At 34.2% G+C, this 14,242-nt stretch carries 14 protein-coding genes and 1 other RNA gene; 9 read left to right on the top strand and 6 right to left on the bottom strand.

Annotated elements, in window-relative coordinates; all coding sequences use genetic code 11:
• Window positions 1–46: 46 nt before the first annotated feature.
• Both WBG07_RS16175 and WBG07_RS16170 read left to right on the top strand, forming a co-directional pair.
• Entirely contained in the window at window positions 47–304 is a 258-nt protein-coding gene (locus tag WBG07_RS16175; RefSeq protein ID WP_340202733.1) for a hypothetical protein, read from the top strand.
• A gap of 6 nt (window positions 305–310) precedes the next feature.
• Entirely contained in the window at window positions 311–856 is a 546-nt protein-coding gene (locus WBG07_RS16170) for a Smr/MutS family protein (protein ID WP_340202731.1), read from the top strand.
• Here the strand turns inward: WBG07_RS16170 and WBG07_RS16165 are convergent.
• Window positions 853–1,359 carry a hypothetical protein gene (locus WBG07_RS16165; protein WP_340202729.1) on the bottom strand — a complete coding sequence of 169 codons (507 nt, stop codon included), beginning with the start codon at window positions 1,357–1,359 and terminating at the stop codon, window positions 853–855. The genes WBG07_RS16170 and WBG07_RS16165 overlap by 4 nt on opposite strands.
• A gap of 93 nt (window positions 1,360–1,452) precedes the next feature.
• Here WBG07_RS16165 and WBG07_RS16160 point away from each other — a divergent pair, with 93 nt between their 5' ends.
• On the top strand, window positions 1,453–2,601 hold the full coding sequence (locus WBG07_RS16160; protein ID WP_340202727.1) for a cysteine desulfurase family protein: 1,149 nt from the start codon (window positions 1,453–1,455) through the stop codon (window positions 2,599–2,601).
• On the opposite strand, the gene WBG07_RS16155 is transcribed toward WBG07_RS16160, so the two are convergent.
• From WBG07_RS16155 to WBG07_RS16145, 3 genes are read right to left on the bottom strand one after another with little or no spacing between them, the layout of a single operon-like run.
• Window positions 2,598–3,248 (bottom strand): hypothetical protein, encoded by a 651-nt coding sequence (locus WBG07_RS16155; RefSeq protein WP_340202725.1) that lies wholly within the window; start codon window positions 3,246–3,248, stop codon window positions 2,598–2,600. The genes WBG07_RS16160 and WBG07_RS16155 overlap by 4 nt on opposite strands.
• A complete protein-coding gene (locus WBG07_RS16150; protein WP_340202723.1) occupies window positions 3,249–5,663 on the bottom strand; it encodes a TonB-dependent receptor in 2,415 nt (804 codons plus the stop codon).
• A gap of 60 nt (window positions 5,664–5,723) precedes the next feature.
• The gene (locus WBG07_RS16145) at window positions 5,724–7,415 is read right to left on the bottom strand and encodes a M23 family metallopeptidase (RefSeq protein WP_340202721.1); all 1,692 of its coding nucleotides are present in this window, start codon (window positions 7,413–7,415) and stop codon (window positions 5,724–5,726) included.
• A gap of 186 nt (window positions 7,416–7,601) precedes the next feature.
• Between WBG07_RS16145 and WBG07_RS16140 the strand changes: the two genes are divergently transcribed.
• The 4 genes from WBG07_RS16140 to rny all read left to right on the top strand — a co-directional run bounded on the left by WBG07_RS16140 (window position 7,602) and on the right by rny (window position 9,973).
• Window positions 7,602–7,892, top strand: a complete 291-nt coding sequence (locus WBG07_RS16140) for a hypothetical protein (protein WP_340202719.1) — start codon at window positions 7,602–7,604, stop codon at window positions 7,890–7,892.
• Between the two features lie 10 nt (window positions 7,893–7,902).
• A complete protein-coding gene (locus WBG07_RS16135) occupies window positions 7,903–8,193 on the top strand; it encodes a cell division protein ZapA (RefSeq protein WP_340202718.1) in 291 nt (96 codons plus the stop codon).
• A gap of 57 nt (window positions 8,194–8,250) precedes the next feature.
• Window positions 8,251–8,356, top strand: a non-coding RNA gene (gene ssrS, locus WBG07_RS16130) — 6S RNA.
• Between the two features lie 48 nt (window positions 8,357–8,404).
• Window positions 8,405–9,973 (top strand): ribonuclease Y, encoded by a 1,569-nt coding sequence (rny, locus tag WBG07_RS16125; protein ID WP_413788831.1) that lies wholly within the window; start codon window positions 8,405–8,407, stop codon window positions 9,971–9,973.
• Window positions 9,974–10,573: 600 nt separating this feature from the next.
• Here the strand turns inward: rny and WBG07_RS16120 are convergent.
• Window positions 10,574–11,401: a hypothetical protein gene (locus WBG07_RS16120; RefSeq protein WP_340202716.1), complete on the bottom strand. Its 828-nt coding sequence runs from the start codon at window positions 11,399–11,401 to the stop codon at window positions 10,574–10,576.
• Window positions 11,402–11,563: 162 nt separating this feature from the next.
• Here WBG07_RS16120 and WBG07_RS16115 point away from each other — a divergent pair, with 162 nt between their 5' ends.
• The gene (locus WBG07_RS16115; RefSeq protein WP_340202714.1) at window positions 11,564–12,442 is read left to right on the top strand and encodes a PPK2 family polyphosphate kinase; all 879 of its coding nucleotides are present in this window, start codon (window positions 11,564–11,566) and stop codon (window positions 12,440–12,442) included.
• Window positions 12,443–13,855: a M20/M25/M40 family metallo-hydrolase gene (locus WBG07_RS16110; protein WP_340202712.1), complete on the top strand. Its 1,413-nt coding sequence runs from the start codon at window positions 12,443–12,445 to the stop codon at window positions 13,853–13,855.
• A gap of 28 nt (window positions 13,856–13,883) precedes the next feature.
• Here WBG07_RS16110 and WBG07_RS16105 read toward each other — a convergent pair whose 3' ends face one another.
• Window positions 13,884–14,237: a hypothetical protein gene (locus WBG07_RS16105; protein ID WP_340202710.1), complete on the bottom strand. Its 354-nt coding sequence runs from the start codon at window positions 14,235–14,237 to the stop codon at window positions 13,884–13,886.
• Between the last annotated feature and the right edge of the window lie 5 nt (window positions 14,238–14,242).

The raw sequence follows: 14,242 nt of genomic DNA, 5'->3' as shown, positions 1-14,242 counted from the left end.
TTCTCTTAATTTTGTAAAAATACAAATTTAATGTTAACATTATAATATGAATCGATCATCGGAAAAAAATCCCGCCAAACTAATGTATTTTCTTAGTATTGTTATAGGAGCACTGGTACTTTTTTCGGCTGATAGTTGGGATGAGCAATATACATCCTATATTACCATCTTTGGTTTCGCCTTATTAATGTTTGGTCTTTACAAATCTACTACCTCATGGGTAAGTGATAATCCGCATCCAAAGAATGATAAAGCACCCTATGAGTTTTATGAAGAAGAGGACCCCTTAAAAAAAGAAGAGTAAAGAAGTATGAGTTTACAAAAAGGTGATAGAGTGGAAACGATAGATGATGCTTTAAAAGGGATTGTTATATCGGTTAATGATTTGGATGCTCTGGTAGAAACCGAGGAAGGTTTTAAACTGGAACTACCTATAAAAGAATTGATAAAAATTGAAAATGAAGATACGTTAAAGGTAAGTAATTATGAAGTTTTCAAGGTGCTATCAGAAAAGGAGGCTCCAAAAAAAACAAGGGCAAGCAGATTAAAAGTAAAAGATCGCAATGCTCCAAGAATGGAAGTAGATTTGCATATTCATGAGCTTACCAATAGTACCCGCGGAATGAGTAATTACGATATGTTGACAATTCAACTGGATACCGCAAAAAGACAATTAGAGTTTGCCATGAGTAAACGTATTCAAAAAGTAGTTTTTATTCATGGAGTAGGGCAAGGAATTTTAAAAACTGAGTTAGAATATCTCTTTAAGCGCTATGAGAATGTAAGCTATTATGATGCTGATTATCAAAAATATGGTTTAGGAGCTACGGAAGTGTATATATATCAAAATCCTTAATCAGTAGTAGTGGTAATTGTGCCAAATTCAAAATCAGTATCAATAATACGTTCCCCGTTACTATTAAGTAATACTAAACCTTCAATGTTAATGGTATGTTCATAGCGGGTAATTTCATTTTCAGTGATCTCCACGGTAGTGACAAAAACGGTACCCGCAGTGGCTTCTAATTCATCATTAACAACAGGGGTAGCGGGAGGTAACGAGCTACAAAAATAAGCATTGTTCACATTGTCGGAGAAAAACCGATACGAAAACTGAGAGTTTCCTGGAATCGCACTACTGCGAGGATCTTCTGTATCTGTAACTTCATTGATAATCAAATTTTCGGCGGCTTCAAGTATGATGGCTTCATCACCACTAATTTTAAAATAGAGTGAAGTATCCCCAGAACAGGAGTCAATAGAGATGGAGGTGAAATCTATAGTTTCAACTTGTAAATCGCCATCACTACATGCACTTGTCAAGACTATTAATGCGAAAATTATAAAAATTCTTTTCATCCTTTAAATTTACCTTAACAAAAGTACGGCAAATGATGCTTTGTTCTAAAAATCCTATAGAAAATAATTTTATTTCAACTAATTTTGCTGCTTATGAAAAAAGTATATTTTGACAATGCCGCTACCACCTGCCTGAGAGATGAGGTAGTAGACAAGATGAAAGAAGTACTTTCAGAATGTTACGGAAATCCTTCCTCTACCCATAGTTTTGGAAGAACTTCAAAAACCCGAATTGAAAAAGCTCGTAAAACCATTGCACAGCAAATGGGAGCTCATCCTTCGGAAATTATTTTTACTTCAGGAGGAACAGAGGCTGATAACATGATTCTAAGAAGTGCCGTTAGGGATTTGGCGGTGACTACTATAATTACTTCAAAAGTAGAGCACCATGCTATATTACATACGGCAGTGCAATTGGAAAAGGAGTATAATATTCAACTTAAATATGTAGTGCTTGATCCTGATGGCACGCCAAATAATGAACATTTGGAATGGTTGTTAAAGGCAGATAATTCAAAGAAACTGGTCACATTAATGCATGTGAATAATGAAATTGGAAACCGAATTGATATAGACCACGTAGCTGATATCTGTAAGGAAAATGACGCTTTGTTTCACTCAGATGCGGTACAGTCTATAGGACATTGGGAATGGGATGTACAAAAAACGAAAGTAGATTTTCTATCTGCTGCTGCGCATAAATTTCATGGGCCAAAAGGAATTGGCTTTGTGTTTATTAGAAAAAACACGGGTTTAAAACCACTAATTTTTGGCGGGGAACAAGAGCGAGGGTATAGAGCTGGAACAGAGTCTTCTCATAATATCGCGGGTATGGAAGAGGCTTTGATATTAGCATATAAATATCTGGATGAAGAACGCACGTATGTGAATACACTCAAGGAATATTTCATACAGAAATTAAAAAGCAATTTACCAGATGTGTTTTTTAATGGAAGTTGTGAGGATTCTAATATGAGCACGTACACATTAATTAATGTGGGTATTCCTATGGATGAGGCTAAGGCGCAATTACTTTTGTTTCAAATGGATCTTAAAGGTATTGCTTGCTCTAAAGGAAGCGCATGTCAATCAGGAAGTAATCAAGGGTCTCATGTTTTACAAGCTATTTTACCTGCGGAGAAACTTAAATATCCTTCCATTCGGTTTTCCTTTTCTAAGTTTAATACCAAAGAAGAAATAGATTATACTATAGAAGTATTAAAATCATATCTGGAAGATTAATTCTTTTTCTTTTTTTCTTTGTCGTAAGGAAATTTTCTCGCCGCGGTTTTCATCATTATATCAATAATAGATTGGGTATTTTTACCTGATTTACGATTGATTATTTTTTCGTATTTCCATAGCAGTTTTCCACTACCTCCATCACTTATTTTTACTGCAATTCTGCCAAAATCCGATTTACCGAGAATAATGGAAATAAAATCAACTTCGGGTACTCCTTTGGAAATCAGAGTGCTTAATGTCAAATTTCCACTCACAAGTGCATCTACTTTTAAAATTTCGCAAAGCTCTTGAGTGGTGTATATATCAATATTATCTAAAGTAATATTATTTCTTCCTAGAATAGCATTGGTGTTTTGAACATCTTGAAACTCAACTTGAAACTTTTTTTTATTTTTTCGCTTTAAAAAATAACTTTCAAGCGCATTTTGAACAGCTAAACCTTCCTGTTTTTCTAGCGATTTAAGCTCCTCACGAGAAACGTTATATTCTTCATTATCCAATTCCAATGTAGCGATAAATGGAATAATGGCAATTAACTTATGCTCTTTGCTTAATTTTTCAAAATGAACGCTCTCGTAAATTGTTTTTTGTGAATAAACGCTTGAGGTGATAAGTAAAAATAGAAAGTAAATAATTTTTTTCATTTAGAATCTCATTCCGAGTTTTACATTAAAAACACGTCCTGTAAGGAAATTAGGTATTCCAAATTGATTGCCAGACTGTACATCTCTTACAAAAGTGCTAGTTATGGTATTTTGATTGTCAAAAATATTAAATATTTCTATGCCTACATTAAGCTCTTTGAACTTATGTAACCAGTGGCCTTTCCCAAATTGCTTATTTTGATCTGCAAGTACATAAGAAACACCTAAGTCTGCTCTTCTATAATCCCTGAGTCGGTTTTGAAAATCATACGGATCTGCAAAACCTGGAACCCCAGAAGGAACCCCAGTATTATAAACCAGATTAAGATACATTTTTAGATCGGGTATATTAGGTACATAATCTTGAAATAAGATAGCAAATTTTAAGCGTTGATCAGTAGGTCTAGCAATATAGCCACGATCATTAATATTTTCTTCGGTTTTGAGATATCCTAAACTAATCCAAGACTCAGTACCCGGCACAAATTCGCCATTTAGTCTTAAATCTAATCCGTATGCATACGCTTCTGCATTGTTATTTGCACGATACCGAATTCTTACATTTTCAAGCGTATAAGTATTTACATCGGTCATGCTTTTATAGTAGGCTTCAGAGGTAAGTTTAAAAGGGCGATCCCACATTTTAAAACTAAACTCATTTCCCGCTACGAGATGAATAGAGCGCTGTGCTTTTACCGAAGGATTTACACTTCCAGTAGAATCTCTTAATTCTCTATAAAAAGGAGGTTGGTAATAAAATCCACCAGAAAGTCTAAATAGCATATCTGCTTTCCAGTCTGGTTTAATAGCAAATTGAGCTCTTGGGCTAACTACAGTTTGAGAAACACTTTGTGTGTTTTCAGGGTTTACGGTCCAATGATGCCCTCTAATGCCTGCATTCATCCAAACTTCGTGTTTTCCCCAAAAATCTCTTCTACTCCATTGCAGATAACCAGAAAAACGATTTGTTTTCACAAAATTTGTAGCTCTTATGCTCTCAAATGCTTCCAGAGGTACATCAAAGGGTTCATAAGGTTGGTCGTTGTCAAATTCTTCAAATGGTGGGCGAATAGAAAATCCTGCGGAATCAATGATCTGGAATTCTCTAAGACGATCTCTAATATCTTCATGAGTATATTTAATTCCCCATTCTATAAGATCTTCATTCTTTCTATAACTTCCTTTTTGCTCAATATTTATTATTAATGCATCAAGATCGTTTCGTGCATGAGAAAACTGTGAACCAGCACCCCCTGAGAAGGATACCTCTCCCAAGTCTTCATCACCAATGTTACTATTAACACTACCCAGACGGTATCTTGCAAGAATATCAAAATATTCTTCTTCTGTTGCATGGTATGCGGCACCAATAAGTTTGAGTGTCAGATTCTCATTTACAAAATAGTTCGCTTTAAAGGCTCCCATACTCGTAAAGTATCTGTCTTTCTCCTGTCCTTCATAAAAGACTAACAAAGCTCTTGGTTCTGAAACTGTTCCGAAATTAGTTTGGCGAGTTTGTGGCCTGAACTGATAATCGTTCAAACCAAAATATCCTAAAAAATTTAGATGAAGTTTTGAAGATATTTTGTAGGTAATATAAGATTGAATGTCTGCAAAGATAGGAGTAAAGTCTGCTCTGGTTTCTCTATTATTTACAAAGAGCGCATTATTTCTATACCTAACACTATTGATAGTGGCTAATTTTCCATTTCCAGATCTGGTTTCAACAGAGGCGGTAACCCCAAGTAAACTTGCGTTTACTGAAGCACCAAAAGAAACAGGTGTTTTATAGGTAACATCTAATACAGAAGACATTCTATCTCCATATTTAGCTTGAAAGCCACCTGCAGAAAAAGCAACATTTTGGGTCATATCAGAATTGACAAAGCTAAAACCTTCTTGCTGACCTGAACGAACCAAAAATGGTCTGTAAACCTGAATTTCATTTACATAAACCAAATTTTCATCAAAATTACCTCCACGAACGGAATATTGAGTACTTAACTCGTTATTAGCATTTACACCAGGCAGTGACTTTAAGATGTTTTCTACCCCCGCATTTGCCCCTGGAATTCGTCTAATAGCTTCAGGAGAAATATTTGTAATACCCTCTACTGCCTTTCTCCCAGAATTAGTAACCGTAACTTCATCCATTTGAGATACATTTACCTTTAAGATAGGATTGAACTCAAAATCTTCACCACTATCTAACTTAAGAGTGAGTAGTACGTTTTTATGAGCGAGATGAGTAAATTCTAGTTTTACTGTTTTATTTGAAGGTATGGTTATTGTATAAAAGCCGTTTTCATTGGTTTGTGTGCCTGTATTTTCAAAAGAGATATTTACGCTTGGTAATGGAGTATTGTTTTCATCAAGGATTACTCCTCTAACGGTTGCTGTCTGTGCAATAGCCATAAAGCAAAAGAGAGAAAAGACAACTGAAAATAGAAAATAACGGATATTCAAAATGATAAATTATTTCTTTTTATAAAAAGTACTTGTAAATGTAGTATTATTTCCCACATTATCTGTAACTATAAGTTTTAAATAATGTTTTGTTTCTTTAAAATTAAGATCTTCAAAGTCGTATACAAGTAACTTTGTTTTTGGATCGTATTCCATTAAAATCCATTGATTGTTAAGTGTTGCTTTAAAAGTGTCAATTCCGCTTAAATCATCATAAATACGAATTTTTAAATATCTATAATTGGAAAGCCATTTGCCTTCTTTATAATTAAAAGATTTAACCACAGGAGGAGTAGTATCTTTTGCTATCTTAAAGTTTCCTAAGCTTCTGGTTTTTGCAATTAGCTGATTTCCTTTTCGTTTAGTAGACTCATAGTAAAGATCTCCTTCTTCTGAAATATGGGCTACAAATAATTTGTTTTTTTCTGCTTCGGGATACTCAGAAATATCCATCTTGATTTGATATTTCTTATGCACAGGTATTTTATGATGATGTATTTGAAGTAAAGAATCTGAATCCTTTAAATCAATATAGAAATTTTCATAAAAAGTATGGGCTGGAAAGTATATTGATGCTTTATTTAATTCGTAAATATTATCAATAGAAGATCTCAAAAATCGATCTGTTATAAGAACATCCGTGGGTCTTTTAATTTCCAAATTTTTTCCTTGAACGGGTATTTTTATCACACTTTTGTTTCCAGCAAAATCTGTAATTTTAATTTCTATATCGTAATTTTCTCCTTCTTTAAGAACTATAATACCATCGTTTTTAGTTAGCCTATAAATGCTAAGCGGATTCTTTGGCCATTTAAAAATCTTCTGAATTCTATTTTTATTGGTTTTATAAAAATTGTAATCTATATGTGCATTAATATAACGTGTCTCAGTAAAAGAAAACTTTTCAAGATCATAACTAAAATAAGGAATGTCATTAACTTTCATTTCAACACGATAGATTCCGTTTTTATTATAGGTGCCATCTTGTCTGTCAAAAGTATTGATTCCAAAACCTATTTTCCCAGAGGCAATCACTTTATCGGCTTGAAATTCATTAGGCTTGATTTCATTTAAATTAATTCTTATAGGAAGATTTGATTGATTTATGTGTGATTTTTGATCAAAAGTATAGCCAAATAATGCATTAACAGTAGGGGCGATTTTATCTTTAACAGCTATCCCAAAATGGAGCGGATTTATGGGCCGTTGTGAACTATCACGGATTTCAAAATGCAGATGCGGTCCTCCACTGCTGCCCGAATTACCGCTATAGGCAATAATAGTTCCTTTTGCTACTTTAAAAGTAGTAGCCTCGGGATAGATTTCTACAGCATACGATTTCTGCTCGTATTGTAATTTTTTAATGTATTCTTGTAATTCTGAGTTTAGCTTTTGTAAGTGCGCATACACAGATGTATAATTTCCGTTTGGGTGTGTTATATAAACCGCTTTTCCAAAGCCCCAAGGAGATATTTTTATTCTGGAAATATATCCATCACCTATAGCATAAATGGGAAGTCCTTCTCTTTGTTGTGTTTTGATATCAATACCAGAATGAAAGTGGTTAGATCTGAGTTCGCCAAAGGTGCCAGATAAGTAAACAGGCACATCCAAAGGTGAACGAAACAGATTTTTAGGATAGGTGCTTTGCGCTAATAAAAAATGGGAAACAAAAAAAAAGAATACAAATAATTGCCGCATATAAATAAATCATTCAGCCGCTAAAATAACTAATTGCAATAAAACAACGAAGCACCATTGGCAAAAAGACTTGGGTTTAAGGCTAAGATTTTTTTAAGCGATTGGTTAACAATTTTTTTAACAAAATATTGCGAAGTATTCAGAGGTGTGTTACATTTGTAGATCACGTATTGAATTTTAAGCTGTATGAGTACTATAGTACAGATTGTAGATTCATTGGAAAATAGGATAAGTAAACTTTTACATAAATACAGACTGTTAAAGCAAACAAATCTTAAATTAACCAATCAATTAGCAATATCTGAGAAAACCATAAGGGATCAAGAAAAAAAGATTACTGAATGGGAAGAAAAGTATAATTCACTCAAAATGGCAAATTCAATGCTTGGCAGTAACCAAACCAAAACAGAAGCTAAGCTTAAGATAAATACTTTAATTCGGGAAATAGATGCATGTATTGCTCAGCTTTCCGAATAATTCATAAAGCATGAGTGAAAAGCTCAAAATAAAAATTTCTATTGCTGACAGGGTGTATCCTTTAACAATACAGCCTAATCAGGAGGAAGGTATAAGAAAAGCGGCGAAGAAAATAGAGACGCTTATCAAACAATTTGAGCAAAGTTATGCTGTTAGAGATAAACAAGATGTGCTCGCAATGTGTGCACTTCAGTATGCCTCTCAAGTGGAACAAAAAAGTATTATAAGTGAAAATATAAATGAAGAAGTTATTCATAAGTTGATTATGCTTGACAAGACTCTTCAAGATGAACTTAGTTAATAGACGTTCTTAAAATAATAGAAAGTTACTGCCTACATTGGTTTAATTTTTTGACAAACTCAACAAGTATTAATTAAAAAGGGTGAGTTTAGATTGTAAAAGCAAGCCGCTTCGAGCGGATCCTTGATCAGTCTGTTAGCCCTAAACCTGTTTTTTGGAGTTTGTACAAAACATCCAGTCCAATGTAGGCTTTTTTTATACAAATATATAGATGATGGATAGTACAGCATTAATTGTAATTGCAGTAATTGGAGGAGTAATAGTAGGTTTTCTGATTTCAAAATTTCTGGATAAAACTTCAGGTTCAAAGCTCATTTCAAATGCGAAGAAAGAAGCAGCTTCTGTTTTAAAGGAAGCAAAACTGGAAGGTGAAAATATCAAGAAAGATAAAATCTTGCAGGCGAAGGAGAAGTTTTTGGAATTAAAGACAGAACATGAGAAGGTTATAAACTCCAGAGATAAAAAGATTGCAGACATAGAAAAAAGAACTCGTGATAAAGAATCTCAAATTACTGGAGAATTAAATAAAAATAAAAAACTCAATACGGAAATTGAGTCTAAGATAAAAGATTATGATTACCGAGTTGATTTTCTAGAAAAGAAACAAGTAGAACTTGAAAAACTTCATAAAAGTCAGGTAGAACAATTAGAGGTAATATCTGGTCTTTCTGCAGAAGAAGCAAAATCTCAATTGGTTGAGTCTTTAAAAACCGATGCAAAGAGTGATGCCATGGCGTATGTTCAGAATAAAATGGAAGAAGCCAAACTCACTGCGCAACAAGAAGCTAAAAAGATTATTGTAAATACAATTCAGCGTATTGGTACAGAAGAGGCGGTAGAAAACTGTGTTTCTGTATTTAATTTAGAGTCTGATGATGTCAAGGGGCGCATTATTGGTAGGGAAGGTAGAAATATACGTACTTTGGAATCTGCCACTGGTGTGGAAATTATTGTAGATGATACTCCGGAAGCTATTATTCTTTCTTGTTTTGATTCTGTAAGACGTGAAATTGCACGTTTATCCCTTCATAAGTTAGTTACGGATGGACGTATTCATCCTGCAAGAATTGAAGAGGTAGTTAAGAAAACGACCAAACAGATAGAGGAAGAAATTATAGAGGTAGGTAAAAGAACAGTTATTGATTTAGGAATTCATGGATTACATCCAGAATTAATTAAGATGGTAGGGCGAATGAAATACAGATCTTCCTACGGTCAAAACCTTTTGCAGCATTCTCGTGAGGTAGCAAAGCTTTGTGGTGTTATGGCTGCAGAATTAGGAGTTAATGCGAAATTGGCTAAACGTGCAGGACTACTTCATGATATTGGCAAAGTGCCAGAAACAGAAACCGAAATGCCCCACGCCATATTAGGTATGGAACTAGCAGAAAAGCATGGAGAAAAACCTGATGTGATTAACGCTATTGGAGCTCACCACGACGAAATAGAAATGAAATCATTATTAGCACCTATAGTTCAAGTATGTGATGCCATTAGTGGTGCTAGACCTGGAGCCAGAAGACAGGTGCTGGATTCTTACATTCAACGTTTAAAGGATTTAGAGGATATAGCTTTTGGTTTTAACGGAGTTAAAAAAGCATATGCAATTCAAGCGGGGCGTGAATTGAGAGTGATTGTAGAAAGTGAAAAGGTAACCGATGAGAAAGCCTCTGAGTTATCATTTGAAATATCACAGAAAATACAAACCGATATGACCTATCCTGGGCAGGTTAAAATTACGGTAATTAGAGAAACCAGAGCCGTAAACATAGCTAAATAGAGCACTATCATTAAAGCGTATAAGTATTAAAAAAACTGGGGCACACCCCAGTTTTTTGTTTCCTTGTAAATAGATGTACTTTTTAAAAAAAGATGAGCATTTCCTTTGGAGAATCTGAAATATGCGTAATTAACCTTAGTTCGATGTAAAAAGAACTATTTTTTCTATGGATTTTTTTCTTTTCCGCAGTGTAGCAGGCCTTTTCCGTTAAAAATTTTTGAAGCCCCTATCGTTCGGGGGAGAAATGTAAATTCATGAACTCCTTTATACAAAATAAAATTTAGTGAACTAAAATTTAGGAAAATGAATGCGGTTTTAGCCTTTTCGGCTAAAAACACCTCTGGAAATCGAAGATTCATGAATTCCTTAAAAAAGAGTTCATCTCCATTCATTCTGAAGTCTCCTTAAGGGGTATCATTTTGAATCATTCATTTCCCAACGATCTATAAAAAAAGGTTAGACTTTATTTAAAGTCTAACCCTTGATATATTCAAGATACGCACTTATTGGGATTGTTTCCTAAAAAGTGTAGTAACTGTTTTTTTATATAGTGTATTTAAAATTCTCAATCTATTTTAAGAAGACTGCAAAGTTAATGTATTATTTTGTTGATTGTTGGCAGCGTTCTAAAGCTTCCAATGCTTTTTTAGAAATGGCTTGTGCCTTCTCCGTATAATAAAGTCTTGTGCCCGTAAGCGATTCAGATTCAAGTGTGTTTTCTGCTCTTAAATAATTATCATAAATAATATTATAGGCTTCAGAACAACCCAGTACTTCAGAAAGTTCAGTAATTGCTTTTTCAAAATTTTGTAGCGCTTGTTCTGCCTTTACCTTTAATTTTATTTGTTGCTGCATCTCTCGCTGTCGCTCAATATCTCTTTTCTCTTTGAGTTTTCGTTGCGCTTCTAGTGCTTCCGCCAATCGCTTTTGTTCTTGTTCAAGGCGTTGTTTTTCTGCTTCCAATTTTTGTTGTTGCTCCAGAATCTTTTGCTCTTGAGCTAGTGTGGCAGTGTCATTGTTTGTTCCCTGTAAATAAGCGGTATCAGTATAAGACGATGTTTTACCAGAATTACACTCTTCAATAGCTCCAATTAGGTTTTGAACTTCTGCATACGCTTTCTTAGTATAATATCTTCCTTTATCCCAATCTTCAGGATTTGCTCCTTTATTAAGGCTTTCTAGCCCTAGATCAATATTTATTTTGGCGTTTTCACAACCACATGCTTCCACAAAACCTTGGGTTTTTTCAAGTGCTTCAATGGCACGTTCCGCATAATAACGTTGATGATCAAAATTATCTGCTTTAAGTGATTTGTTGGTGTGGAAAATAGCATAGCTCGCGGAGGAGTGAGCGTTTTCGCAGTCATTCTGAAAAGCGTTTACGCTAATTGAAATCAGTAACGACCATAGAAAGAGGGTAATTTTCATGGCATTTAATAGGTTATATTCGTAATTCGGGTTATACAATAATACAATAATATCCGCTAAAATGAAAATCAGAGACTTACTTTAACGGAATTTAATCTTTAACGGAATATAGCAATTCTTAGTATCTTTAGACGTTAATAAATAAAACTCTTAATAATAACTATGAAAGATGTTAATCCGGAGCAGTATAAAATTACCGAAAGCATTTCTTTAAATCAGTTTTCCTCTTATGAGGATTTTGGCCTTTCCGAAAAGAAGTTAAAAAAAGAATTAGAAAAAGTTAGAGAAAAGTTAGGCAAGTTTCAAGACACAATTTATGCACATTCCAAATATAGCGTTTTGATATGCATACAGGGAATGGATACTGCGGGTAAAGACAGCTTAATTAGAGAAGTTTTTAAAGATTTCAATAGTCGCGGTATTGTAGTTCATAGTTTTAAAGTACCTACTGAACTTGAATTAAGTCATGATTTTTTATGGAGACATTATATAGCGCTGCCAGCAAAAGGCAAATTTGGTGTTTTTAATAGAACTCACTATGAAAATGTTTTGGTGACTAGAGTTCATCCAGAATACATTCTTTCAGAAAATCTTCCTGGTATTGAATCCGTTGATGATATAAATCAGGAATTTTGGGAAAAAAGATTTGAACAAATCAATAATTTTGAGCGGCATATAGCAGAGAATGGTACTATTATTTTTAAATTTTTTCTACATCTTTCAAAAGAAGAACAGCGACAGCGTTTGCTGAGGCGGATTGAATTAAAAGAAAAAAACTGGAAGTTCTCGCCTGGCGATTTAAAGGAGCGCAAACTTTGGAATACGTATCAAGAATACTATGAAGAAACAATCAATAATACCTCTAAGCCAGATGCTCCATGGTATATAATTCCAGCAGATAATAAACCAGCGGCAAGACTTATACTAGCCAAGATTTTATTGGAGACACTTACATCATATAAAGATATTGAAGAACCAGAACTAGATGAAGAAGTGAAAGCAATGTTAGATGATTTTATGAACCAGTTAAAAGTAGAATAAATGAGATTTCAACATTTATGTGTTATATTCTTCCTCACTATATTAAATCCAATTAAAATTGGAGCTCAAAATGAAGATGAGAAACAATTAAAAAATATATATAAAACTGCATTAACACAAGGGAAAGCTTATGATTGGCTTTCTTACCTTTCTATACAAATTGGAGGAAGACTCTCCGGTTCAATTAATGCAGAACGTGCGGTAAAGTATACAAAAAACCAATTAGATAGCTTAGGTTTTGATAAAGTATGGTTGCAACCAGTAATGGTGCCAAAATGGGTAAGAGGGGCACCTGAGTATGCATATATTGAAACAAAACCTGGAAATACAGTAGACGTACCTATTTGCGCACTTGGAGGCTCCGTATCAACTTTGGGAGTAGGCTTAAAAGCAGAAGTTGTTGAAGTAAAATCAATTGATGAACTTTCTTTTTTAGGCACGGAGAAGATAAAAGGAAAAATAGTATTCTTTAACAGACCCATGCAAGCAGATCTTATTAGAACTTTTGAAGCCTATGGAGGTTGTGTAGACCAACGCTATGCTGGAGCCATGGAAGCCGCCAAATTTGGTGCTGTTGGGGTCATAGTGCGTTCTATGAATCTTAGGTTAGATGATTTACCTCATACAGGATCAATGACCTATGGTGATTTACAACCAGAACGAAGAATTCCTGCTGCTGCCATTAGCACAAATGGAGCTGAGATGTTAAGTACGATGCTCACATTAAATCCCAGTACTAAATTTTTCTTTAGACAACATTGTAAGCAATTCAAAGATGTGCCATCTTATAATGTTATTGGTGAGATCAAAGGTTCAACTTATCCTGATGAGATTATTATTGTAGGAGGACATTTGGATTCATGGGATCTTGGAGATGGTGCCCATGATGATGGAGCTGGTTGCGTGCAAAGCATGGAAGTATTGAGATTACTTAAGCAAACCGGTTATCAACCAAAGCGAACCATAAGAGTAGTATTATTTATGAATGAGGAAAATGGACTTAGGGGAGGTAATAAATATGCAGAAGTAGCCAGGCAGAAAGGAGAAGAGCATATTTTTGCTTTAGAAAGTGATTCTGGCGGATTTACACCAAGAGGATTTTCATTTGACTGTAGTCCAGAAGATTTTGAAACAATAAACAATTGGAAACCTTTATTTGAACCTTATTTAATTCATTCTTTTATGATGGGAGGAAGTGGAGCAGATATAGGACCTCTAAAAGATCCAGGCATTGTTCTGGCAGGTTTGAGACCAGATTCTCAACGTTATTTTGATCACCATCATGCTTCTAATGATACCTTTGAGCATGTAAATAAACGGGAACTAGAGCTAGGAGCCGCTACAATGGCTTCTTTGATATACTTAGTAGATAAATATGGCTTTAAGTCCTCAAGGCGAAAAATTAAAAACTAATTTTATGGCTACTTATTAATTTAAATGGTTATTTAGAGGCTTCAATAAGTGCTTTGAATTCTTCTGTGCTAATTTTTGTAAGTTGATTTTGATCGTTTAATAAATGTACCATAGAGTTAACTCCTTTGTTTGCTGTAATTCTAAGGCGGGCTATTCGCTGAACAAAGTCGTTAATAGTAATTTGTTCTTTGTGATTGAGCTTGGGTAATATATTATTAGCATAATCAAGAAAATCGTCTACAATACTCTCATGTGTAAGATTTTCCTGTGCCAGTTCTTCAAGAATTGAACTTATTTTTCTGCTCGTTTCATTATAGTTTTTTGCGATTTTTTCAGTGTAGGCAAGTTTTACCAAAACCATCTCATTATGCTTTATATCCATAGCTG

Source organism: Ascidiimonas meishanensis (assembly GCF_037782385.1).
Taxonomy (GTDB): Bacteria; Bacteroidota; Bacteroidia; order Flavobacteriales; family Flavobacteriaceae; genus Ascidiimonas; species Ascidiimonas meishanensis.
Note: the sequence above shows the minus strand (reverse complement) of the source record. Positions and strands in the feature narration are given on the sequence as shown.

Excerpts from the sequence above, each read along its gene's own strand:
- WBG07_RS16175 (WP_340202733.1), top strand. The coding sequence starts at position 47 with ATGAATCGATCATCGGAAAAAAATCCCGCCAAACTAATGTATTTTCTT.
- WBG07_RS16170 (WP_340202731.1), top strand. The coding sequence starts at position 311 with ATGAGTTTACAAAAAGGTGATAGAGTGGAAACGATAGATGATGCTTTA.
- WBG07_RS16165 (WP_340202729.1), bottom strand. The coding sequence starts at position 1,359 with ATGAAAAGAATTTTTATAATTTTCGCATTAATAGTCTTGACAAGTGCA.
- WBG07_RS16160 (WP_340202727.1), top strand. The coding sequence starts at position 1,453 with ATGAAAAAAGTATATTTTGACAATGCCGCTACCACCTGCCTGAGAGAT.
- WBG07_RS16155 (WP_340202725.1), bottom strand. The coding sequence starts at position 3,248 with ATGAAAAAAATTATTTACTTTCTATTTTTACTTATCACCTCAAGCGTT.
- WBG07_RS16150 (WP_340202723.1), bottom strand. The coding sequence starts at position 5,663 with ATGGCTATTGCACAGACAGCAACCGTTAGAGGAGTAATCCTTGATGAA.
- WBG07_RS16145 (WP_340202721.1), bottom strand. The coding sequence starts at position 7,415 with ATGCGGCAATTATTTGTATTCTTTTTTTTTGTTTCCCATTTTTTATTA.
- WBG07_RS16140 (WP_340202719.1), top strand. The coding sequence starts at position 7,602 with ATGAGTACTATAGTACAGATTGTAGATTCATTGGAAAATAGGATAAGT.
- WBG07_RS16135 (WP_340202718.1), top strand. The coding sequence starts at position 7,903 with ATGAGTGAAAAGCTCAAAATAAAAATTTCTATTGCTGACAGGGTGTAT.
- rny (WP_413788831.1), top strand. The coding sequence starts at position 8,405 with ATGATGGATAGTACAGCATTAATTGTAATTGCAGTAATTGGAGGAGTA.
- WBG07_RS16120 (WP_340202716.1), bottom strand. The coding sequence starts at position 11,401 with ATGAAAATTACCCTCTTTCTATGGTCGTTACTGATTTCAATTAGCGTA.
- WBG07_RS16115 (WP_340202714.1), top strand. The coding sequence starts at position 11,564 with ATGAAAGATGTTAATCCGGAGCAGTATAAAATTACCGAAAGCATTTCT.
- WBG07_RS16110 (WP_340202712.1), top strand. The coding sequence starts at position 12,443 with ATGAGATTTCAACATTTATGTGTTATATTCTTCCTCACTATATTAAAT.
- WBG07_RS16105 (WP_340202710.1), bottom strand. The coding sequence starts at position 14,237 with ATGGATATAAAGCATAATGAGATGGTTTTGGTAAAACTTGCCTACACT.